We start from the raw sequence: 16,752 nt of genomic DNA, 5'->3' as shown, positions 1-16,752 counted from the left end.
ATGGCTCACGCGCGCTCCCCGCGGCGCGACCGGCGCCGGACGGCCGCCGACGCCGGTCTGCTGGTGGCCGCCGCGGCCTTCGTGCTGCCGCTGGCCTGGGTGGTGCTGTCCGCCGTGGACCCGCACGCCGGGCTGCGGGTGAAGGTGCCCGACGGGGTGACGCTGGAGAACTTCGACGCGATCCTCACTCCGGAGATCACCTTCACCCCGCTGCTCAACAGCCTGGTCCTGTGCGGCGGCGCGACCCTGCTGACGGTGGCGTGCGCGGCGCTCGCGGCGTATCCGCTCTCCCGTTTCCCGTCGCGGCTGAACCGCCCGTTCCTGCTGACGGTGCTCTTCGCGACCAGCCTCCCCATCACCGCGATCATGGTGCCGGTCTACGCCCTGTTCGTACGGGTCAATCTGATCGACACCACACAGGGGACGGTCTTCTTCTTCGCCGCCTCCCAACTGCCGTTCGCCATCTGGCTGATGAAGAACTTCATGGACGGCGTGCCCAAGGAGCTGGAGGAGGCGGCGTGGACGGACGGGGCGTCGTCCTTCCAGTCGCTGCTGCGGATCGTGCTGCCGCTGATGGGGCCGGGAGTGGCGGTGGTGACGGTGTTCTCGTTCGTGATGATGTGGGGGAACTTCTTCGTCCCCTTCATGCTGCTGCTCACCCCCGACCAGATGCCCGCGTCGGTCAGCATCAACGACTTCTTCGGCAACCGGGGCATGGTGGCGTACGGGCAGCTGGCGGCGTTCTCGATCATCTACTCGACGCCGGTGATCCTGCTGTACGTGCTGGTCTCCCGGCGGCTGGGCGGCGGCTTCGCGCTGGGCGGGGCGGTCAAGGGATGACCTGAGGGTGCTCCTCACGCCCGTAGGTTCGTACAATCCGTATCGCTGGGTGAACAGCCCGTAGTCAAGCCGCCCGGTGCCCCCTACGGTGTGGGCCGTGCGCCGACCCTCACCTCACCCGAACCAGCCGGGGCCCCCGTTCAACGCCCTCGCCGCCCGCCGCCTCCGCGCCGCCCTCGGCATGGGGCCCGAGCACGTCGCCCACGGCATGCGGGTGTCGTACGGGCTGCCGTACGTCACCCCGGACCTCGTCGTCGCCTGGGAACGAGGGCTCGCCTCCCCCGGCAACCCCGAGCTCACGGCCCTCGCCGGCGTGCTGTGGTGCTCCCCCGGTGAGCTCATCGGCCGCCCGCAGACCCTGCGCGAGCACCGCATCGCCCGCGGGCTCGCACCGGAGGACGTGGCGCGCGCCGTCGGGCTCGGGCTGGACGCCTATCTGACGATGGAGGAGAAGGAGGACTGGCGCGGCACCGACCGCCAGTCCTCCGCCCTCGCCGAGGTGCTCGGTCTCGAACTGCCCGACTTCGTGACCGTCACGGGACGCGACGGGAAACTGGGGGACCTGCTGCGCAGCGCGGTGAACACCCGCTGGCAGGGGTACGTCCGCCCGGTCGCCAAGATCGCCCCGCTGGACCGGCGGATCCTGGAGGAGGTGCTCCAGGAGCTGCACCAGGACTACCAGGGGCACATGGTCACCACCCTCAGCTGGGGCGGCGGCAGCGGCGACTCGAGTGCGGCCGGGCGCGACTACCTCGGCCGGATCGTGGAGCACTTCTGGACGGTGGTCCGCAAGCACACCCGGTGAGGCCCGGCCGGTCAGCCCGCGTCGTCGGCGGCGGCGGCCAGGATCCGGGCGAGCTCGGCGGGCCTGGTGACCATGGGCCAGTGGCCCGAGTCGATGTCGGCGAAGTCGATCCGTTCGGCCCGCGCGAGCTCCGGGACGTCGCCGGCGGCGATCCACTCCCGGGCCTGCGCGGGCGTGAACTCCGGGCACACGACCAGGACCGGGATCTCGAGCCGCCGCTCGTCCGTGAGCCGCACCACACCCCGGGCCACCCCCTCGGGCACCGGAACGGCGGCGGCCGCGAACTCCCGTCGGGCCTCCTCGTCGAGGTCGGCGGCGTCCGGACCGTCGAAGGGGCCCCAGCCGGGGAACGGCATGACACCGTCGCGCACCTCGAAGAAGTCTGCGTACGGCTGTCCGTCGGCCATCGGGTAGCCGCCGATGAGGGCGGTCCTCGCCACCCGCTCCGGGCGGCGGTCGGCGGCCAGCCAGGCCAGCGTGCAGGCGGCGGAGTGCCCCGCCACCAGGCACTTGCCGGGCGCGGCGTCGACCGCGGCGAGCACCGTCGCCACCTGGTCGTCGAGCGTCGCGGACACGGCGCCGTCGCCCTGGCCCGGGAGGGTCAGCGGCACCGGGCGGTGGCCGAGCGGTTCCAGCTCGGACGCGACGCGGTCCCACACGGACCCGTTCAGCCACAGGCCGCCGACGAGCAGGATGTCCATGGTCGGTGTTCCCTTCCTCGGGTGTTCTCCCACGTGCACCACGGGGTCTCCCCCGCGGCAGAGTTCACCGTAGGAGGGGATCCGGACGATCCGCTGCCGGTACGTCCGGCGACCACCGATGTGCCGGCCCGGCTAGCCTGTGCCCGTGCCGAACGACCTCAGCCCCACCGCGCGAGCGCTGCGGACCCTGGAGATCCTCCAGGCCCGCCCGGGAACGACGGCCGGGGACCTCGCCGGGCGGCTGGGCGTCACCGAGCGGGCCGCGCGCCGGTACGTCGAGATCCTCAGGGAGGCCGGCATCCCCGTGCAGTCGGCCCGGGGGCCGCACGGCGGCTACCGGCTGGGGCGGGGGACGCGGCTGCCGCCCGTGCACTTCACGCAGGCCGAGGCGGTGGGCCTGGTGACGGCGGTGCTCGGCGGCCAGCCGGCCGCGGCCGATGCCGACGACCCGCTCGGCACGGCCCTGGGCAAGGTCGTCAAGGCGCTGCCGGAGAGCATCGGCCGGCAGGCGGCGCTGCTGCGGGAGTACGCGTCGGCCGCGCCCGACCCGTACGCGGTCCGCCCCGACCCGGCCGTCACCAGCGGCCTCGTCGACGCCGTCGCGGCCCGGCACCGCGTGCTGGTCACGTACCGCAGCGAGGCCGGCGACGAGCGGGAGACCGAGGTGGAGCCCTGGTCGCTCGTCGTCCGCCACGGACGCTGGTATCTGCTGTGCCGCTCGCTGCGCGCCGAGGCGGTCCGCACCTACCGGATCGACCGGATCCGCGCGGCCCGGTCGACCGGGCGCGCCTTCGCACCGCCCGAGGACCTGGATCCGGTGGCGGTGCTGGAGGAGCACCTGGGGCTGGGCTGGGCGTTCGCCACCCGCGTGGTGTTCGACGCCCCGATGGGCGAGGTGGCGCCGTGGATCCGGCCGCCCATGGGACGGCTCGAGCCCCTGGGGGACGGGTGCGTGCTGACCGGCAGCACCCGCAACCCGGACATGTACGCGCAGGAGTGGCTGGCGCGGATGCCGTTCGCCTTCCGCGTCGAGGGCGGGGAGGAACTGCGGGCCTCGGCGGCGGCGCTGGCGGCGCGCTTCACCGCGGCGGTGGCGGCGGACCGGGACTGACGGGCCCCGGCCCGGTCGGCGTCGGCCGGACGGCCCGGCCGCTAGAAGACCGACTCGGCCTCGTCCATGCGGTCCTTCGGCACCGTCTTCAGCTCGGTCACGGCCTCGGCCAGCGGCACCATGACGATGTCCGTGCCGCGCAGCGCCGTCATCCGGCCGAACTCGCCCCGGTGCGCGGCCTCCACGGCGTGCCAGCCGAAGCGGGTGGCGAGCACCCGGTCGTACGCGGTGGGGGTGCCGCCGCGCTGGACGTGGCCGAGGATGACCGGCTTGGCCTCCTTGCCGAGCCGGCGCTCCAGCTCGTACGCCAGTGCCGTGCCGATGCCCTGGAAGCGCTCGTGGCCGAACTTGTCGATCGCGCCCTTGCCGTAGTCCATCGATCCCTCGACGGGGTGGGCGCCCTCGGCGACGCAGACGACGGCGAACTTCTTGCCGCGGGCGAAGCGTGCCTCGACCATCTTGACCAGGTCGGCGGGGTCGAAGGGGCGCTCGGGCAGGCAGATGCCGTGGGCGCCGGCGGCCATGCCGGACTCCAGGGCGATCCAGCCGGCGTGCCGGCCCATGACCTCGACGACCATCACGCGCTGGTGCGACTCGGCGGTGGTCTTGAGGCGGTCCATCGCCTCCGTGGCCACGCCGACGGCCGTGTCGAAGCCGAAGGTGCGGTCGGTGGAGGAGATGTCGTTGTCGATGGTCTTGGGCACGCCGACCACCGGCAGACCGGCGTCGGACAGCATCCGGGCCGCCGTCAGCGTGCCCTCGCCGCCGATCGGGATCAGCGCGTCGATGCCGAAGTTCTGGATCATGTCGCCGGCGTTCTCGCAGGCCTCGCGGAGCCGGTCGCGCTCCAGCCGGGAGGAGCCGAGGATGGTGCCGCCGCGGGCCAGGATGCCGCTGACCGCGTTGAGGTCGAGGGCGCGGTAACGGCCGTCCAGGAGCCCCGCGTAGCCGTCCTCGAAGCCGATGACCTCGTCGCCGTAGTTGTCGACCGCTCGGTGCACGACCGACCGGATCACTGCGTTCAGGCCGGGGCAGTCGCCGCCTGCGGTGAGAACTCCGATACGCATCGTGCTGTGTCTCCTGCTCGCTGTGGACACCGGTGAGCCACGTCCGATTCTTTCACGTCCCCCAGGGGGATGCCGCTTCCGTACGGTCGGCACCATAGCGGCCCCCGAGCACCCCTCACTGACGGGCGCCTTATCTATTGAGAGAGGTATTGTCAAGAGGGTTCCGCTCACCCCCGTGGGCGATTTTTGACGCCGTCAGGGCAGCCGCCACCAGGACACCTTTCCCGAGACGAAACGGAGAGCACGCGTGACGCGCAGCGTGTACGTGACCGGTATCGACCGCGGCGACGGCCGCCAGGTCGTCGAGCTGGGGGTCATGGAGCTGTTGACCCGGCAGGTCGACCGGGTCGGCGTCTTCCGTCCCCTGGTCCACGACGGGCCGGACCGGCTCTTCGAGCTGCTGCGCGCCCGCTACCGGCTCTCGCAGGACCCCGCGACGGTCTACGGCCTCGACTACCGGGAGGCGTCCGCGCTCCAGGCCGAACAGGGCACGGACGAGCTGGTGTCCGCGCTGGTCGACCGGTTCCACCTGGTCGCCCGGGACTACGACGTCGTGCTGGTGCTCGGCACCGACTTCGCCGCCACCCAGCTCCCGGACGAACTGTCGCTGAACGCGCGGCTCGCCAACGAGTTCGGCGCCTCGGTGCTCCCGGTCGTGGGCGGCCGCAAGCAGGCCGCCGAGTCGGTGCTCGCCGAGACGGTCAACGCCTTCCGCGCCTATGACGGGCTGGGCTGCGACGTCCTCGCCATGGTGAGCAACCGGGTCGCCCGCGAGGACCGGGACGAGATCGCCCAGCGGCTCGCCGGCCGGCTGCCGGTGCCGTGCTGGGTGGTGCCCGACGAGCCCGCGCTGTCGGCGCCGACCGTCTCCCAGATCGCCCACGCCCTCGGCGCCCAGGTGATCCTCGGGGACGACTCGGGTCTCGCCCGCGACGCGCTGGACTTCGTCTTCGGCGGGGCCATGCTGCCCAACCTGCTGGCCGCGCTGACCCCGGGCTGTCTGCTGATCACCCCCGGCGACCGCGCCGACCTGGTGATCGGCACCCTGGCCGCGCACAGCGCCGGCACGCCGCCGATAGCCGGCGTGCTGCTGACCCTGAACGAGGTGCCCGGCGAGGGCATCCTCACCCTCGCCGACCGGCTCGCCCCGGGCACGCCGGTGCTGTCGGTGACCGGCAACAGCTTCCCCACCGCCGAGCAGCTCTTCTCCCTGGAGGGCAAGCTGAACGCGGCCACCCCGCGCAAGGCGGAGACCGCCCTCGGCCTCTTCGAGCGGTACGTCGACACCGCCGATCTCAGCAAGCGGGTCTCCGCGCCGAGCAGCGACCGCGTCACCCCGATGATGTTCGAGCACCAGCTGCTGGAGCAGGCCCGCTCCGACCTGCGCCGGGTGGTGCTGCCCGAGGGCACCGAGGCGCGGGTGCTGCACGCGGCGGAGGTGCTGCTGCGCCGGGGCGTGTGCGAGCTGACGCTGCTCGGCCCCGTCGAGCAGATCCGCAAGAAGGCCGCCGATCTCGGCATCGACCTCGGCGCCGCCCAGCTGATCGACCCGGCGGTGTCCGAGCTGCGCGACTCCTTCGCCGAGAAGTACGCGGCCCTGCGCGCCCACAAGGGCGTCACCGTGGAGCTGGCGTACGACGTCGTCTCGGACGTCAACTACTTCGGCACGCTGATGGTGCAGGAGGGGCTGGCCGACGGCATGGTGTCGGGGTCGGTGCACTCGACGGCGGCGACCATCCGTCCGGCGTTCGAGATCATCAAGACCAAGCCGGAGGCGTCGATCGTCTCCTCCGTCTTCTTCATGTGCCTGGCCGACAAGGTCCTCGTCTACGGCGACTGCGCGGTGAACCCGGACCCGGACGCCGAGCAGCTCGCCGACATCGCGACGCAGTCGGCGTCCACGGCGGCGCGGTTCGGCGTGGATCCGCGGATCGCGATGCTGTCGTACTCGACCGGCACGTCCGGTTCCGGCGCGGACGTCGACAAGGTGCGCCAGGCGACCGAGCTGGTCCGCTCGCGCCGCCCCGACCTCCGGGTGGAGGGGCCGATCCAGTACGACGCCGCGGTCGAGCCGTCGGTGGCCGCGACCAAGCTGCCCGGCTCCGAGGTCGCCGGGCAGGCCAGCGTGCTGATCTTCCCCGACCTGAACACCGGCAACAACACGTACAAGGCCGTGCAGCGCTCGGCCGGCGCCATCGCCGTCGGTCCGGTCCTTCAGGGCCTGCGCAAGCCGGTCAACGACCTGTCCCGGGGCGCGCTCGTCCAGGACATCGTCAACACCGTCGCCATCACGGCGATCCAGGCCCAGACCCCGACCGAGAAGGCTGCCGACCAGTGAGTTCCCCCACCCGCGTCCTCGTCCTCAACTCCGGCTCGTCGTCGGTCAAGTACCAGCTGCTGGACATGCGGGACGGCAGCCGGCTGGCGGTGGGTCTGGTCGAGCGCATCGGCGAGCAGACCTCCCGGCTGAGGCACACCCTCGTGGCCGACGGCGGCACCCGGGAGCAGAACGGTCCGATCGCCGACCACGAGGCCGCCCTGAAGGCGGTCGCCGAGGAGCTGTCCCGGGACGGTCTCGGCCTGGAGTCGCCGGAGCTGGCCGCGATCGGGCACCGGGTGGTGCACGGCGGCATGTTCTTCACCGAGCCCACCCTCATCGACGACTCCGTGCTGACGGAGATCGAGCGGCTGATCCCCGTGGCGCCGCTGCACAACCCGGCCAATCTGACCGGCATCCGCACCGCGCAGGCGCTCCGCCCCGACCTGCCCCAGGTGGCGGTCTTCGACACGGCGTTCCACACCACGATGCCGGAGTCCGCGGCGCGCTACGCGATCGACCCGAAGATCGCCGACCGGTACCGCATCCGCCGCTACGGCTTCCACGGCACCTCGCACGCGTACGTCTCCCGCGAGACCGCGCGGCTGCTGGGCAAGGAACCGGCGGAGGTCAACGTCATCGTGCTCCACCTGGGCAACGGCGCCTCGGCCTCGGCGGTCGAGGGCGGCCGGTGCGTGGACACCTCCATGGGACTGACGCCCTTGGAGGGGCTGGTGATGGGTACGCGGTCGGGAGACCTCGATCCGGCGGTCATCTTCCATTTGGAGCGCGTCGGCGGAATGTCCACGGACGAGATCGACACTTTCCTCAACAAGAGGAGCGGTCTGTTCGGGCTGTGCGGCGACAACGACATGCGGGAGATCCGCCGCCGGGTGGACGAGGGCGACGAGCGGGCGCGGCTCGCCTTCGACATCTACATTCACCGGCTGAAGAAGTACATCGGCGCCTATTACGCCGTGCTCGGACGGGTGGACGCGGTCGCCTTCACGGCCGGGGTCGGGGAGAACGCGGCGCCGGTGCGGGAAGCTGCCGTGGCGGGCCTGGAGGGTCTGGGCCTGGCGGTGAACCCGGAGCTGAACGCCGTGCGCGGCGACGGGGCGCGGCTGATCTCGCCGGCGTCCGCGCGGGTGGCGGTGGCCGTGGTGCCGACCGACGAGGAAATGGAGATCGCGACACAAACCTACGCGCTGGTAATTGGTTCAGGGAATCTCACCTGAGCGGCATCCCGCCCTTTTGTATTTTCCGCCAGACGGAATATTCCGCAGCGAAACAAACCGATAGGATCGCCCCATGCGCCGTTCGAAAATCGTCTGTACTCTCGGCCCCGCGGTCGACTCCCACGAGCAGCTCGTCGCGCTGATCGAAGCCGGCATGAACGTGGCCCGCTTCAACTTCAGCCACGGCACCCACGCCGAGCACCAGGGGCGTTACGACCGCGTCCGGGCCGCCGCCAAGGAGACCGGCAGGGCCATCGGCGTCCTCGCCGACCTGCAGGGCCCCAAGATCCGCCTGGAGACCTTCGCCGAGGGCCCCGTCGAGCTGGTGCGCGGTGACGAGTTCACCATCACCACCGAGGACGTGCCGGGCGACCGGACGATCTGCGGCACGACGTACAAGGGCCTGCCCGGCGACGTCACCAAGGGCGACCAGGTGCTCATCAACGACGGCAACGTCGAGCTGAAGGTCACCGAGGTCGACGGCCCCCGGGTGAAGACGATCGTCATCGAGGGCGGCGTCATCTCCGACCACAAGGGCATCAACCTGCCCGGCGCCGCGGTCAACGTCCCCGCGCTGTCCGAGAAGGACGTCGAGGACCTCCGCTTCGCGCTGCGCATGGGCTGCGACCTGGTCGCCCTCTCCTTCGTCCGCAACGCCAAGGACGTCGCCGACGTCCACCGCGTCATGGACGAGGAGGGCCGCCGCGTCCCGGTGATCGCCAAGGTGGAGAAGCCGCAGGCGGTCGACAACATGGAGGACGTCGTGATGGCGTTCGACGGCGTGATGGTCGCCCGCGGCGACCTGGCCGTCGAGTACCCGCTCGAGAAGGTCCCCATGGTGCAGAAGCGCCTGATCGAGCTGTGCCGGCGCAACGCCAAGCCGGTGATCGTGGCGACCCAGATGATGGAGTCGATGATCACCAACTCCCGTCCGACCCGCGCCGAGGCCTCCGACGTGGCCAACGCGATCCTGGACGGCGCGGACGCGGTCATGCTGTCGGCGGAGTCCTCCGTGGGCGCGTATCCGATCGAGACCGTGAAGACGATGTCGAAGATCGTCACGGCGGCCGAGCAGGAACTGCTCTCCAAGGGCCTCCAGCCGCTGGTGCCGGGCAAGAAGCCGCGCACGCAGGGCGGTTCGGTGGCCCGTGCCGCCGCCGAGATCGCCGACTTCCTCGGCGGCAAGGGCCTGGTGGCCTTCACCCAGTCCGGCGACACCGCGCGCCGCCTGTCCCGCTACCGCGCGGCCCAGCCCATCCTCGCCTTCACCACCGACGCGTCCACCAGCAACCAGCTGGCGCTCAGCTGGGGCGTGGAGCCGCACGTGGTGCCGTTCGTCAACAGCACGGACGAGATGGTCGAGCTGGTGGACCAGGAGATGGTGAAGCTGAGCCGCTTCAACGACGGCGACATCGTCGTGATCACCGCCGGTTCGCCCCCCGGCGTGCCCGGCACCACCAACATGGTCCGCGTGCACCACCTCGGCGAGTCGCGCCGCGCCTGACGCCGCCCGCGGAGCACGACGAGGGCGCCCCCTGCGGTCAGGGGGCGCCCTCGCTGTCGCGCGGCTCCCGGAAGGGCTCGTGGGGTGTGCTCAGGTCGTGAACTGGTGCAGCCCGGGAACGTGCAGGGTGCCGCCGAACTGGCCGGCCTGGACGACCGTCACGTTCGTGAAGTAGATCAGCGGGATGTCCAGCGGCGGGGGGTTCTCCGGGTCGAAGGTGATCGGGATCAGCCCGAGCAGGTTGCCCGAGATGCTCTCCGTGTACATCACGGTCTCGCCGTCGCGGATCGTGGACGTCGAGCCCTTGGCCGCCTGCACGTGGTAGGTCTTGCCGGACTGGTCGTCCTTCACCGTCTGGTGCAGGTCGCCGATGTCGGTGCCGTTCGAGACGACGTACTTGAGCACCTTCTTGGTGGTGCCGTTGGCCGTCCTGACCTCCACGATGCCCTTGTACGAGGCGCCCTTGAGCAGCAGCGAGCTCGCGTTCAGGTACCAGGGGTCGTCCGGCAGCGGCACCTTGTTGTCGACGCCGCCCTGCGCGTCCGTGGCGACCGGACAGTCGTCCACGTCCGTGCCGGCGCTCTCGGATGCCTCGGGGGTGGGTGAGGCGTCGGTCGCGTCCCCGGCGGCCTCCGTCGCGTCCTCCACGGCCTTGTCCACCGTCTTGCCGGTGTCCTCGGCCGCCCCCGACGCCGCGTCGGTGACGTCCTTCGCGGTGTCCTTCACCGTGTCGCCGGCCTTGTCGGCCGTGTCCTTCACGGTGTCGGTGGCGTCGTCGACGGCGCCCTGCACGGCACCCTCGCCGGCGTTCGCGGACGCCGAGGGGGTGGGCGTGGGGCTCGGGCTCTCCTCGGCCTTGCCGCCGGTGAAGATGTTCCCGAGGGCGTCGCCGAGGTCCTTGAGCACGCCGCCGCTCTCGCTCTCGGACGGCGAGGGTGACGGGGTCTCGGACGCCTTCTCCTGGCTCTGTGCCTCGGGCGACGCGGTGGCGGCGGGCTCGGCCTTGTCGTCGGAACCTGAATCCGGCGAAGAGGTCGAACCGGCGCCCTTGTCGCCGTCCTTGTCCGCGGCACCGGAGGCCGAAGGCTCCGGCTCGGCGTCGTCCGACGTGTCGTCGGCCTTGTCACCGGCCTTCTCGTCGTCCGCCTCGTCGGTCGCCGAGGGCGAGGGCGTGGGGGACTCCGACGGACCCTTCTCGGCGTCCTCGATGGCCGCCACGCAGTCCTTGTACTCGTCGGCCGTCAGGCTGTTGGACGGCGGCGCCGCGTCGTTGCCGTCGGCGAGGGCCAGCGTCGGCGTGAACCCCATCCCCATGAGGACCGCCGTGGGCATCGCCGCCAGGGCTATCGCCTTGCCGGCCGGCATGTGGAACCTGGTGAACAACGGCTTCTTGGGTGCCGCGTGGCGCGGCCCGGTTCTCACACGGAACGACTCCACGTCAGTCCCGCGGGTCACCTCGTCAGCCGGCACTGTGCCTCCCGTTCGCCCCGTTGGCCGGGCTCGTTCCTGACAGATCGTTCTCCTCCAGTGCCTGAACGGCCGGGGAGGGACCCCCACCTTCCACACCGTCCCGCGGCTGCGGCACCGTGGCATCGGGCACCGGGGCCGCGGGGAGCGCGCCCTCGGGCGCGTCGCCCGTTCCCTTGCCCTCCACCGGCGGCTCGGCCTGCGGCGGCTGCCCCGGCACCCACGACACGGCCATCGCCCCGCCGGTCAGCGCGAGGAGGAAGCCGATGAGGAAACCGCCGAGGTTGGACACCGGGATGGACACCAGCGCCAGCAGGATCGCCGCCACGCCCGCGAAGACCCGGACGTGCTTCTGGAACCAGAGGCTGACGCCCAGGACGATCAGCAGCACGCCGATGATCAGGGACCCGGCGCCCGCGGTGGTGGCCATCGCCAGCGTCAGGTGACCGATCTGGAGGTTCGCGTACGGGAAGTAGGCGATGGGGAGTCCGCCGAGGGCGACGAACAGACCGGCCCAGAACGGCCGCGCGCCTCGCCAGGCACGGAACTGCAGCCTGCGGCGGGTGAACTGGCCGGTGGCGGCAGGAGTCTCGGCGCTCATGGAAAACAGCTCCCTGGTACGGCTTTGCTGTGGTGGAGACGTGGGCCGTGCGTGAAGGCGCGGCCGGAGAGTGGACGGGCGGGGGCGCCACTGGCTCCCCCGCCCGTCAGCGAGTGCTTAGTAGCACTCCTTGACACCCTTGGACAGCGACATCTTCAGACCGCTGAGCTTGAAGGTTCCGGCCGTGGTCGCCCACGCCGTCTGCTTCACCCCGGTCAGCGTGACCGAGTCGGCCTGCTGCGAGAACCCGTAGGGGTTCGCGGTGTCGCCCTTCTTGATGCCCGGACCCTTGGCGGCGTCCTTGGCCGCGACGCCGATGTCGATGCCGCGGAACGTGGCATCGGCCTCGAGCTGCTCGACGTCGATGTACAGGTTCTCGGCCTCGACCGCCTTGCCGCCGCCGCCGGCCTTCAGCATGAGGCTGACCGAGCCGATGAGCGGGATGTCCGGGGTGACCACGGACTGGCACATGCCCTTGATGGACGCGGACTTGAACGCCGAGACGGCGACGGGGTGAGCCGTCTTCTGCCCGTCGAGCGTGTAGCCCGAGTCGATCGCGCCGTACTGGACGAAGCCCGTACCGTCGAGCTGCTCAGCCGTCACCTTGAACGACTGGCCGGAGACGCTGAACGACGCGGCCAGCGCTCCCTGCGCCAGCGCCACGCCTATCGCGGCCGTCGCGGCCACGCTCGGCACCATGACGACGGCGAACCGCTTCCATCTGGTCCCGCCACGCACCTGGGACTCCATATTTCCTCCTTCTCGGACGTACATCTCCTGGCCTCGGCCCGCCCCCGGATCGGCGGCTCGGCCTGGCAGGGATGGGAGAAGTGCTACGTCCTCGGGAAGGAGAGCGCCTGAGCTCGGCGGCACGTACAACGCGCCCGAATCACCGGCGATCACCCCCGAGCGACAACCACTGGTCGCGCCTGACACGCATCACGCACAACCCTGCTGGACAGGCTTCACCGGGTGGGTGAAGACCCCCCTGCCCAAGAGCCGGCCACTGCCGCCGGCTCTGCTCGGTGGGGACCCAGGAACCCCCGCGACCCGATTGGCTTTCGGGGTACGGGAATGGACCGAGCGTCGCCGATCGTGGTGCATTCTCGCCGCAGACACAAGGGGGTTCGTTACTCGCTAGTAACGGCCGGATAACCATGGGACGACACACCGGTCCCGGACGGCGACGCTGGGTGCGTCATAGGGGCGGAACAAAACTATTGATCGCTGGACAGAACCCGACAGAACGACGCCTCTGACTTACTGCCAGTAACAGCGGCCGCGATTACCAAGATTTGGTAAAGCGCGGCCGCACTGACGTCGCGTCGACAGTTCCCTCACTCGGGCATCACCCGGCCGGACGGTCGGTGACCGACCGGCGAAGGGCCCTCGGGAGGCTCCCTAGAACAGGGCGCGGGCGAGCGCCCTGCGCGCCGCGGTCACCCGCGGGTCGTCGGCGCCGACGACCTCGAACAGCTCGAGCAGCCGCACCCGTACGGCGTCCCGGTCGTCCCCGGCCGTGCGGCGCACCGTGTCGATGAGCCGGCCGAAGGCGTCCTCCACGTGCCCGCCCACGAGGTCCAGGTCGGCGGCGGCGATCTGCGCCTGTGCGTCGTCCGGCTTGTCGGCCGCGTCCTGACGGACCCGCTGCGGGTCGGCGTCCTGCACGCGCTGGAGCAACTCGGCCTGGGCGAGGCCGAGTCTGGCCTCGGTGTTGCCCGGGTCGTCGCTGAGCACGTTCTTGTACGCGCGGACGGCGCCGGCCAGGTCGCCGGCGTCCAGCGCCTGCACGGCGGCCTCGAGCGCCGCGTCGTGCGGCCCGGCCGGACGCTCGGCGGCACCCCGGTCCGCGCCGGGCTCCGCCTCGGGGTCGACGACGAGGCCGGTCAGACCGAAGCGCTGCTCGGCGACCTGCACCAGCTGGTCCAGGGTCTGGCGGATCTGCGCCTCGCCGGCGGCGCCCTGGAAGAGGGGCAGCGCCTGTCCGGCCACGACCGCGAACACGGCCGGGATGCCCTGCACGCCGAACTGCTGCATCAGCATCTGGTTGGCGTCGACGTCGATCTTGGCGAGGAGGAAGCGCCCGTTGTACTCGACGGCGAGCCGCTCCAGGACGGGGCTCAGCTGTTTGCAGGGCTCGCACCACTCGGCCCAGAAGTCGATGACGACCGGGACCTCGGTGGACCGCTGCAGGACGTCGCTCTCGAAGCGGGCCTCGTCGACGTCGATCACGAGATCGGCGGGGGAGACGCCCCCCGCTCCGCCGTTCCGGGCGGCCTCGGCGCGCGCCTGCTCCGCCTTGGCCTTGGCCTCCTGGGCCGCCTTCACCGCGGCGAGGTCGACGACCCCGCTCATGGACATGTTCCGTGGCTGCATGGGTCTATCCTCCCCTGTCTGCGCGCGTGTGTGAAAAGCGGTGTGAAAGGCCGCCCTGATGTGTGCCGTCGGCACGGGCCGTGCGGCGCCGGGTCCCCACCCTGCGCCCGTGGTCGTCGCTCGGGCACGGTCCCACCCGTGCTTTCGCTACGAGTCGTAGCGTAATGCCATGACGGGCCGTCGGAACACCCCGCCCCGGTGATCTCCCTCACGGCCGGCCGGCACAAACGCGCCGGTTATGGTCGGGGCATGCAGAGCAGCACCCCCGCCGGCCGCACCGGGCGCCCGCGCAGCGCCGCCGCGGACACCGCGATCCTGGCCGCGACGCGGGCGGCCCTGGTCGACCTCGGCTGGTCGAAGCTCACCCTGGGAGACGTGGCGACGCGGGCCGGGGTTGCGAAGACGACCCTCTACCGCCGCTGGGCGGGCAAGAACGAACTGGTCGTGGACGCGGTGGCGGAGCTCTTCGACGAACTCGAACTGCCCGACCGGGGCTGCCTGGCCGCCGACATCGAGGGCGTGGTGCTGCAGTTCGCGGCGATCCTGGCGCGGCCGGAGGCCAAGAGCGGCCTGATGGCGGTGGTCGCCGAGTCCACCCGGGACGACGCGCTGCGCGAGCGCATCCGCGCCTCCATCGTCGACCGGCAGAAGCGCCTGGTCCTGGAGGGCAGGGCCCGCGCCCAGGCGCGCGGCGAGCTTCCGGCCGAGGAGGACCCGGCCGAGGCCGTCCGCACGGCGGACCTCATCTTCGACGTGGTGGCGGGCGCGGTGGTCCACCGCACCCTGGTCAGTGCGGAACCGGCGGACGGCGTGTGGGTCCGGGACTTCACGCAGGTACTGCTGTGGGGGCTCACCTCCCGGCCGGCCGAGTCGGGTGGTGGGTGGGCGTAGACGGGGGGTCCAGTGGGCGGGAACCCAGGGCGCTGGGACCCAGGGGGCCGGGCGGAGCCCCCTGGGTGCGCCCGCACCGGCCGACGGCGCGCTAGAACCCCGCCGGTTCCGTGTACACCCCCCACTCGTCGCGCAGCACCCCGCAGATCTCCCCGAGCGTCGCCTCGGCCCGCACCGCGTCCAGCATCGGCTCGATCATGTTCCCGCCGGACCGCGCCGCACCCAGCATCGCGTCCAGCGCGGAGCGCACCGCCGCGTCGTCGCGGGCGGCCTTCCGCTCGCCCAGCACCCGCACCTGCTCCCGCTCCACCTCGTGGCTGACCCGCAGGATCTCCAGGTCCCCGGTGACGGAGCCGGTGTGCACATTGACGCCGACGACCTTCTTGTCGTCCTTCTCCAGCGCCTGCTGGTACCGGAAGGCGGACTCGGCGATCTCGCCGGTGAACCACCCGTCCTCGATGCCCCGCAGGATCCCGGAGGTGATCGGCCCGATCGGGTGCTGCCCGTCCGGGTGCGCCCGCAGCCCGCGCTCCTTGATCTGCTCGAAGATCTTCTCGGCGTCGGCCTCGATGCGGTCGGTCAGCTGCTCGACGAACCAGGAACCACCCAGCGGATCGGCGACGTTGGCGACGCCGGTCTCCTCCATCAGGACCTGCTGCGTCCGCAGCGCGATCTCCGCGGCCTGCTCGCTCGGCAGCGCCAGCGTCTCGTCGAGCGCGTTGGTGTGCAGGGAGTTGGTCCCGCCGAGCACGGCGGCCAGCGCCTCCACGGCCGTACGCACCACGTTGTTGTACGGCTGCTGCGCGGTCAGCGAGACACCGGCGGTCTGCGTGTGGAACCGCAGCCACTGTGCCTTCTCGCTCCTCGCCCCGTACACGTCCCGCATCCAGCGCGCCCAGATCCGCCGGGCCGCGCGGAACTTGGCGATCTCCTCGAAGAAGTCGACGTGCGCGTCGAAGAAGAAGGACAGCCCGGGCGCGAAGACGTCGACGTCCAGCCCGCGGCTGAGCCCCAGCTCGACGTACCCGAAGCCGTCGGCGAGCGTGTAGGCCAGCTCCTGAGCGGCCGTGGCCCCGGCCTCACGGATGTGGTACCCGGAGACGGACAGCGGCTTGTAGGCCGGAATGCCCGCCGCGCAGTACTCCATGAGGTCGCCGATGAGGCGCAGGTGCGGCTCGGGCTGGAAGAGCCACTCCTTCTGGGCGATGTACTCCTTGAAGATGTCGGTCTGGAGCGTGCCGTTGAGCACGCCCGCGTCGACACCCTGCCGCTCGGCGGCCACGAGGTACATGCAGAACACGGGCACGGCGGGCCCGCTGATCGTCATGGACGTCGTGACGTCCCCCAGCGGGATGTCCTTGAACAGGACCTCCATGTCGGCTGCCGAGTCGATCGCGACCCCGCAGTGCCCGACCTCACCGAGCGAACGCGGGTCGTCGGAGTCGCGCCCCATCAGCGTCGGCATGTCGAACGCGACGGACAGCCCTCCCCCGCCGTTCCGCAGGATCATCTTGTACCGCTCGTTGGTCTGCTCGGCGTTCCCGAACCCGGCGAACTGCCGGATGGTCCACGTACGCCCGCGGTAGCCGGTGGGATACAGCCCCCGGGTGAAGGGGAACTCCCCCGGCCACCCGATCCGCTCGAACCCCGCGTACCTGTCACCGTCCCGCGGCCCGTACACCGGCTCCACGGGATCGCCGGAGAGCGTGGTGAAGTCGGCGTCACGCTTACGCGCGGCGTCATAACGGGCCTGCCACCGACGGCGGCCTTCCTCAATGGCGTCAGTGTCCATACCTTCGAATTTACTAGGACGTCCAAGTAAATGACAGTGGGG

The 16,752-nt window shown here is 71.4% G+C and carries 14 protein-coding genes; 7 read left to right on the top strand and 7 right to left on the bottom strand.

All coding sequences use genetic code 11. From position 1 onward, the window contains the following. Both AB0E77_RS26040 and AB0E77_RS26035 read left to right on the top strand, forming a co-directional pair. Positions 1 to 840 carry a carbohydrate ABC transporter permease gene (locus tag AB0E77_RS26040; RefSeq protein WP_361574574.1) on the top strand — a complete coding sequence of 280 codons (840 nt, stop codon included), beginning with the start codon at positions 1 to 3 and terminating at the stop codon, positions 838 to 840. An 88-nt stretch (positions 841 to 928) separates the two neighbouring features. Continuing rightward, on the top strand, positions 929 to 1,645 hold the full coding sequence (locus AB0E77_RS26035) for a helix-turn-helix transcriptional regulator (protein ID WP_361574625.1): 717 nt from the start codon (positions 929 to 931) through the stop codon (positions 1,643 to 1,645). Positions 1,646 to 1,656: 11 nt separating this feature from the next. Here the strand turns inward: AB0E77_RS26035 and AB0E77_RS26030 are convergent, their stop codons facing one another. Then, positions 1,657 to 2,346, bottom strand: coding sequence for an alpha/beta hydrolase (locus tag AB0E77_RS26030; RefSeq protein WP_361574571.1), 690 nt, complete (start codon positions 2,344 to 2,346; stop codon positions 1,657 to 1,659). A gap of 145 nt (positions 2,347 to 2,491) precedes the next feature. Here AB0E77_RS26030 and AB0E77_RS26025 point away from each other — a divergent pair, with 145 nt between their 5' ends. Then, a complete protein-coding gene (locus tag AB0E77_RS26025; protein WP_361574568.1) occupies positions 2,492 to 3,457 on the top strand; it encodes a WYL domain-containing protein in 966 nt (321 codons plus the stop codon). 41 nt (positions 3,458 to 3,498) lie between these two features. On the opposite strand, the gene AB0E77_RS26020 is transcribed toward AB0E77_RS26025, so the two are convergent. Next, complete coding sequence (locus AB0E77_RS26020) at positions 3,499 to 4,524, bottom strand: ATP-dependent 6-phosphofructokinase (RefSeq protein WP_361574565.1); 1,026 nt, start codon at positions 4,522 to 4,524, stop codon at positions 3,499 to 3,501. A gap of 247 nt (positions 4,525 to 4,771) precedes the next feature. Here AB0E77_RS26020 and pta point away from each other — a divergent pair, with 247 nt between their 5' ends. The 3 genes from pta to pyk all read left to right on the top strand — a co-directional run bounded on the left by pta (position 4,772) and on the right by pyk (position 9,583). Continuing rightward, entirely contained in the window at positions 4,772 to 6,862 is a 2,091-nt protein-coding gene (gene pta, locus AB0E77_RS26015; protein ID WP_361574562.1) for a phosphate acetyltransferase, read from the top strand. Then, positions 6,859 to 8,079, top strand: a complete 1,221-nt coding sequence (locus AB0E77_RS26010) for an acetate kinase (RefSeq protein WP_361574559.1) — start codon at positions 6,859 to 6,861, stop codon at positions 8,077 to 8,079. The genes pta and AB0E77_RS26010 overlap by 4 nt, the downstream gene beginning before the upstream one ends. 73 nt (positions 8,080 to 8,152) lie before the next feature. Further along, positions 8,153 to 9,583, top strand: a complete 1,431-nt coding sequence (gene pyk / locus AB0E77_RS26005) for a pyruvate kinase (RefSeq protein ID WP_361574556.1) — start codon at positions 8,153 to 8,155, stop codon at positions 9,581 to 9,583. A gap of 90 nt (positions 9,584 to 9,673) precedes the next feature. Here the strand turns inward: pyk and AB0E77_RS26000 are convergent, their stop codons facing one another. The 4 genes from AB0E77_RS26000 to AB0E77_RS25985 all read right to left on the bottom strand — a co-directional run bounded on the left by AB0E77_RS26000 (position 9,674) and on the right by AB0E77_RS25985 (position 14,027). After that, positions 9,674 to 11,053: a hypothetical protein gene (locus AB0E77_RS26000; protein ID WP_361574553.1), complete on the bottom strand. Its 1,380-nt coding sequence runs from the start codon at positions 11,051 to 11,053 to the stop codon at positions 9,674 to 9,676. Then, a complete protein-coding gene (locus AB0E77_RS25995) occupies positions 11,043 to 11,651 on the bottom strand; it encodes a DUF6114 domain-containing protein (RefSeq protein WP_361574550.1) in 609 nt (202 codons plus the stop codon). Before AB0E77_RS25995 ends, AB0E77_RS26000 begins: the two co-directional genes overlap by 11 nt. A 117-nt stretch (positions 11,652 to 11,768) precedes the next feature. Then, positions 11,769 to 12,401 (bottom strand): DUF6230 family protein, encoded by a 633-nt coding sequence (locus AB0E77_RS25990; RefSeq protein ID WP_361574547.1) that lies wholly within the window; start codon positions 12,399 to 12,401, stop codon positions 11,769 to 11,771. Positions 12,402 to 13,052: 651 nt separating this feature from the next. Then, positions 13,053 to 14,027: a tetratricopeptide repeat protein gene (locus tag AB0E77_RS25985; protein ID WP_361574544.1), complete on the bottom strand. Its 975-nt coding sequence runs from the start codon at positions 14,025 to 14,027 to the stop codon at positions 13,053 to 13,055. Positions 14,028 to 14,276: 249 nt separating this feature from the next. Between AB0E77_RS25985 and AB0E77_RS25980 the strand changes: the two genes are divergently transcribed. Next, the gene (locus tag AB0E77_RS25980) at positions 14,277 to 14,918 is read left to right on the top strand and encodes a TetR/AcrR family transcriptional regulator (protein ID WP_361574541.1); all 642 of its coding nucleotides are present in this window, start codon (positions 14,277 to 14,279) and stop codon (positions 14,916 to 14,918) included. Positions 14,919 to 15,009: 91 nt separating this feature from the next. On the opposite strand, the gene AB0E77_RS25975 is transcribed toward AB0E77_RS25980, so the two are convergent. Then, the gene (locus AB0E77_RS25975; RefSeq protein ID WP_361574539.1) at positions 15,010 to 16,710 is read right to left on the bottom strand and encodes a methylmalonyl-CoA mutase family protein; all 1,701 of its coding nucleotides are present in this window, start codon (positions 16,708 to 16,710) and stop codon (positions 15,010 to 15,012) included. Positions 16,711 to 16,752: the final 42 nt, after the last annotated feature.

The organism is Streptomyces sp. NPDC032940, from assembly GCF_040636935.1.
Lineage (GTDB): Bacteria > Actinomycetota > Actinomycetes > Streptomycetales > Streptomycetaceae > Streptomyces.
Note: the sequence above shows the minus strand (reverse complement) of the source record. Positions and strands in the feature narration are given on the sequence as shown.

What these genes read in the sequence shown, in the direction of transcription:
- AB0E77_RS26040 (WP_361574574.1), top strand. Translation starts at nt 1, where the DNA reads ATGGCTCACGCGCGCTCCCCGCGGCGCGACCGGCGCCGGACGGCCGCC.
- AB0E77_RS26030 (WP_361574571.1), bottom strand. Translation starts at nt 2,346, where the DNA reads ATGGACATCCTGCTCGTCGGCGGCCTGTGGCTGAACGGGTCCGTGTGG.
- AB0E77_RS26020 (WP_361574565.1), bottom strand. Translation starts at nt 4,524, where the DNA reads ATGCGTATCGGAGTTCTCACCGCAGGCGGCGACTGCCCCGGCCTGAAC.
- pyk (WP_361574556.1), top strand. Translation starts at nt 8,153, where the DNA reads ATGCGCCGTTCGAAAATCGTCTGTACTCTCGGCCCCGCGGTCGACTCC.
- AB0E77_RS25995 (WP_361574550.1), bottom strand. Translation starts at nt 11,651, where the DNA reads ATGAGCGCCGAGACTCCTGCCGCCACCGGCCAGTTCACCCGCCGCAGG.
- AB0E77_RS25990 (WP_361574547.1), bottom strand. Translation starts at nt 12,401, where the DNA reads ATGGAGTCCCAGGTGCGTGGCGGGACCAGATGGAAGCGGTTCGCCGTC.
- AB0E77_RS25985 (WP_361574544.1), bottom strand. Translation starts at nt 14,027, where the DNA reads ATGCAGCCACGGAACATGTCCATGAGCGGGGTCGTCGACCTCGCCGCG.
- AB0E77_RS25980 (WP_361574541.1), top strand. Translation starts at nt 14,277, where the DNA reads ATGCAGAGCAGCACCCCCGCCGGCCGCACCGGGCGCCCGCGCAGCGCC.
- AB0E77_RS25975 (WP_361574539.1), bottom strand. Translation starts at nt 16,710, where the DNA reads ATGGACACTGACGCCATTGAGGAAGGCCGCCGTCGGTGGCAGGCCCGT.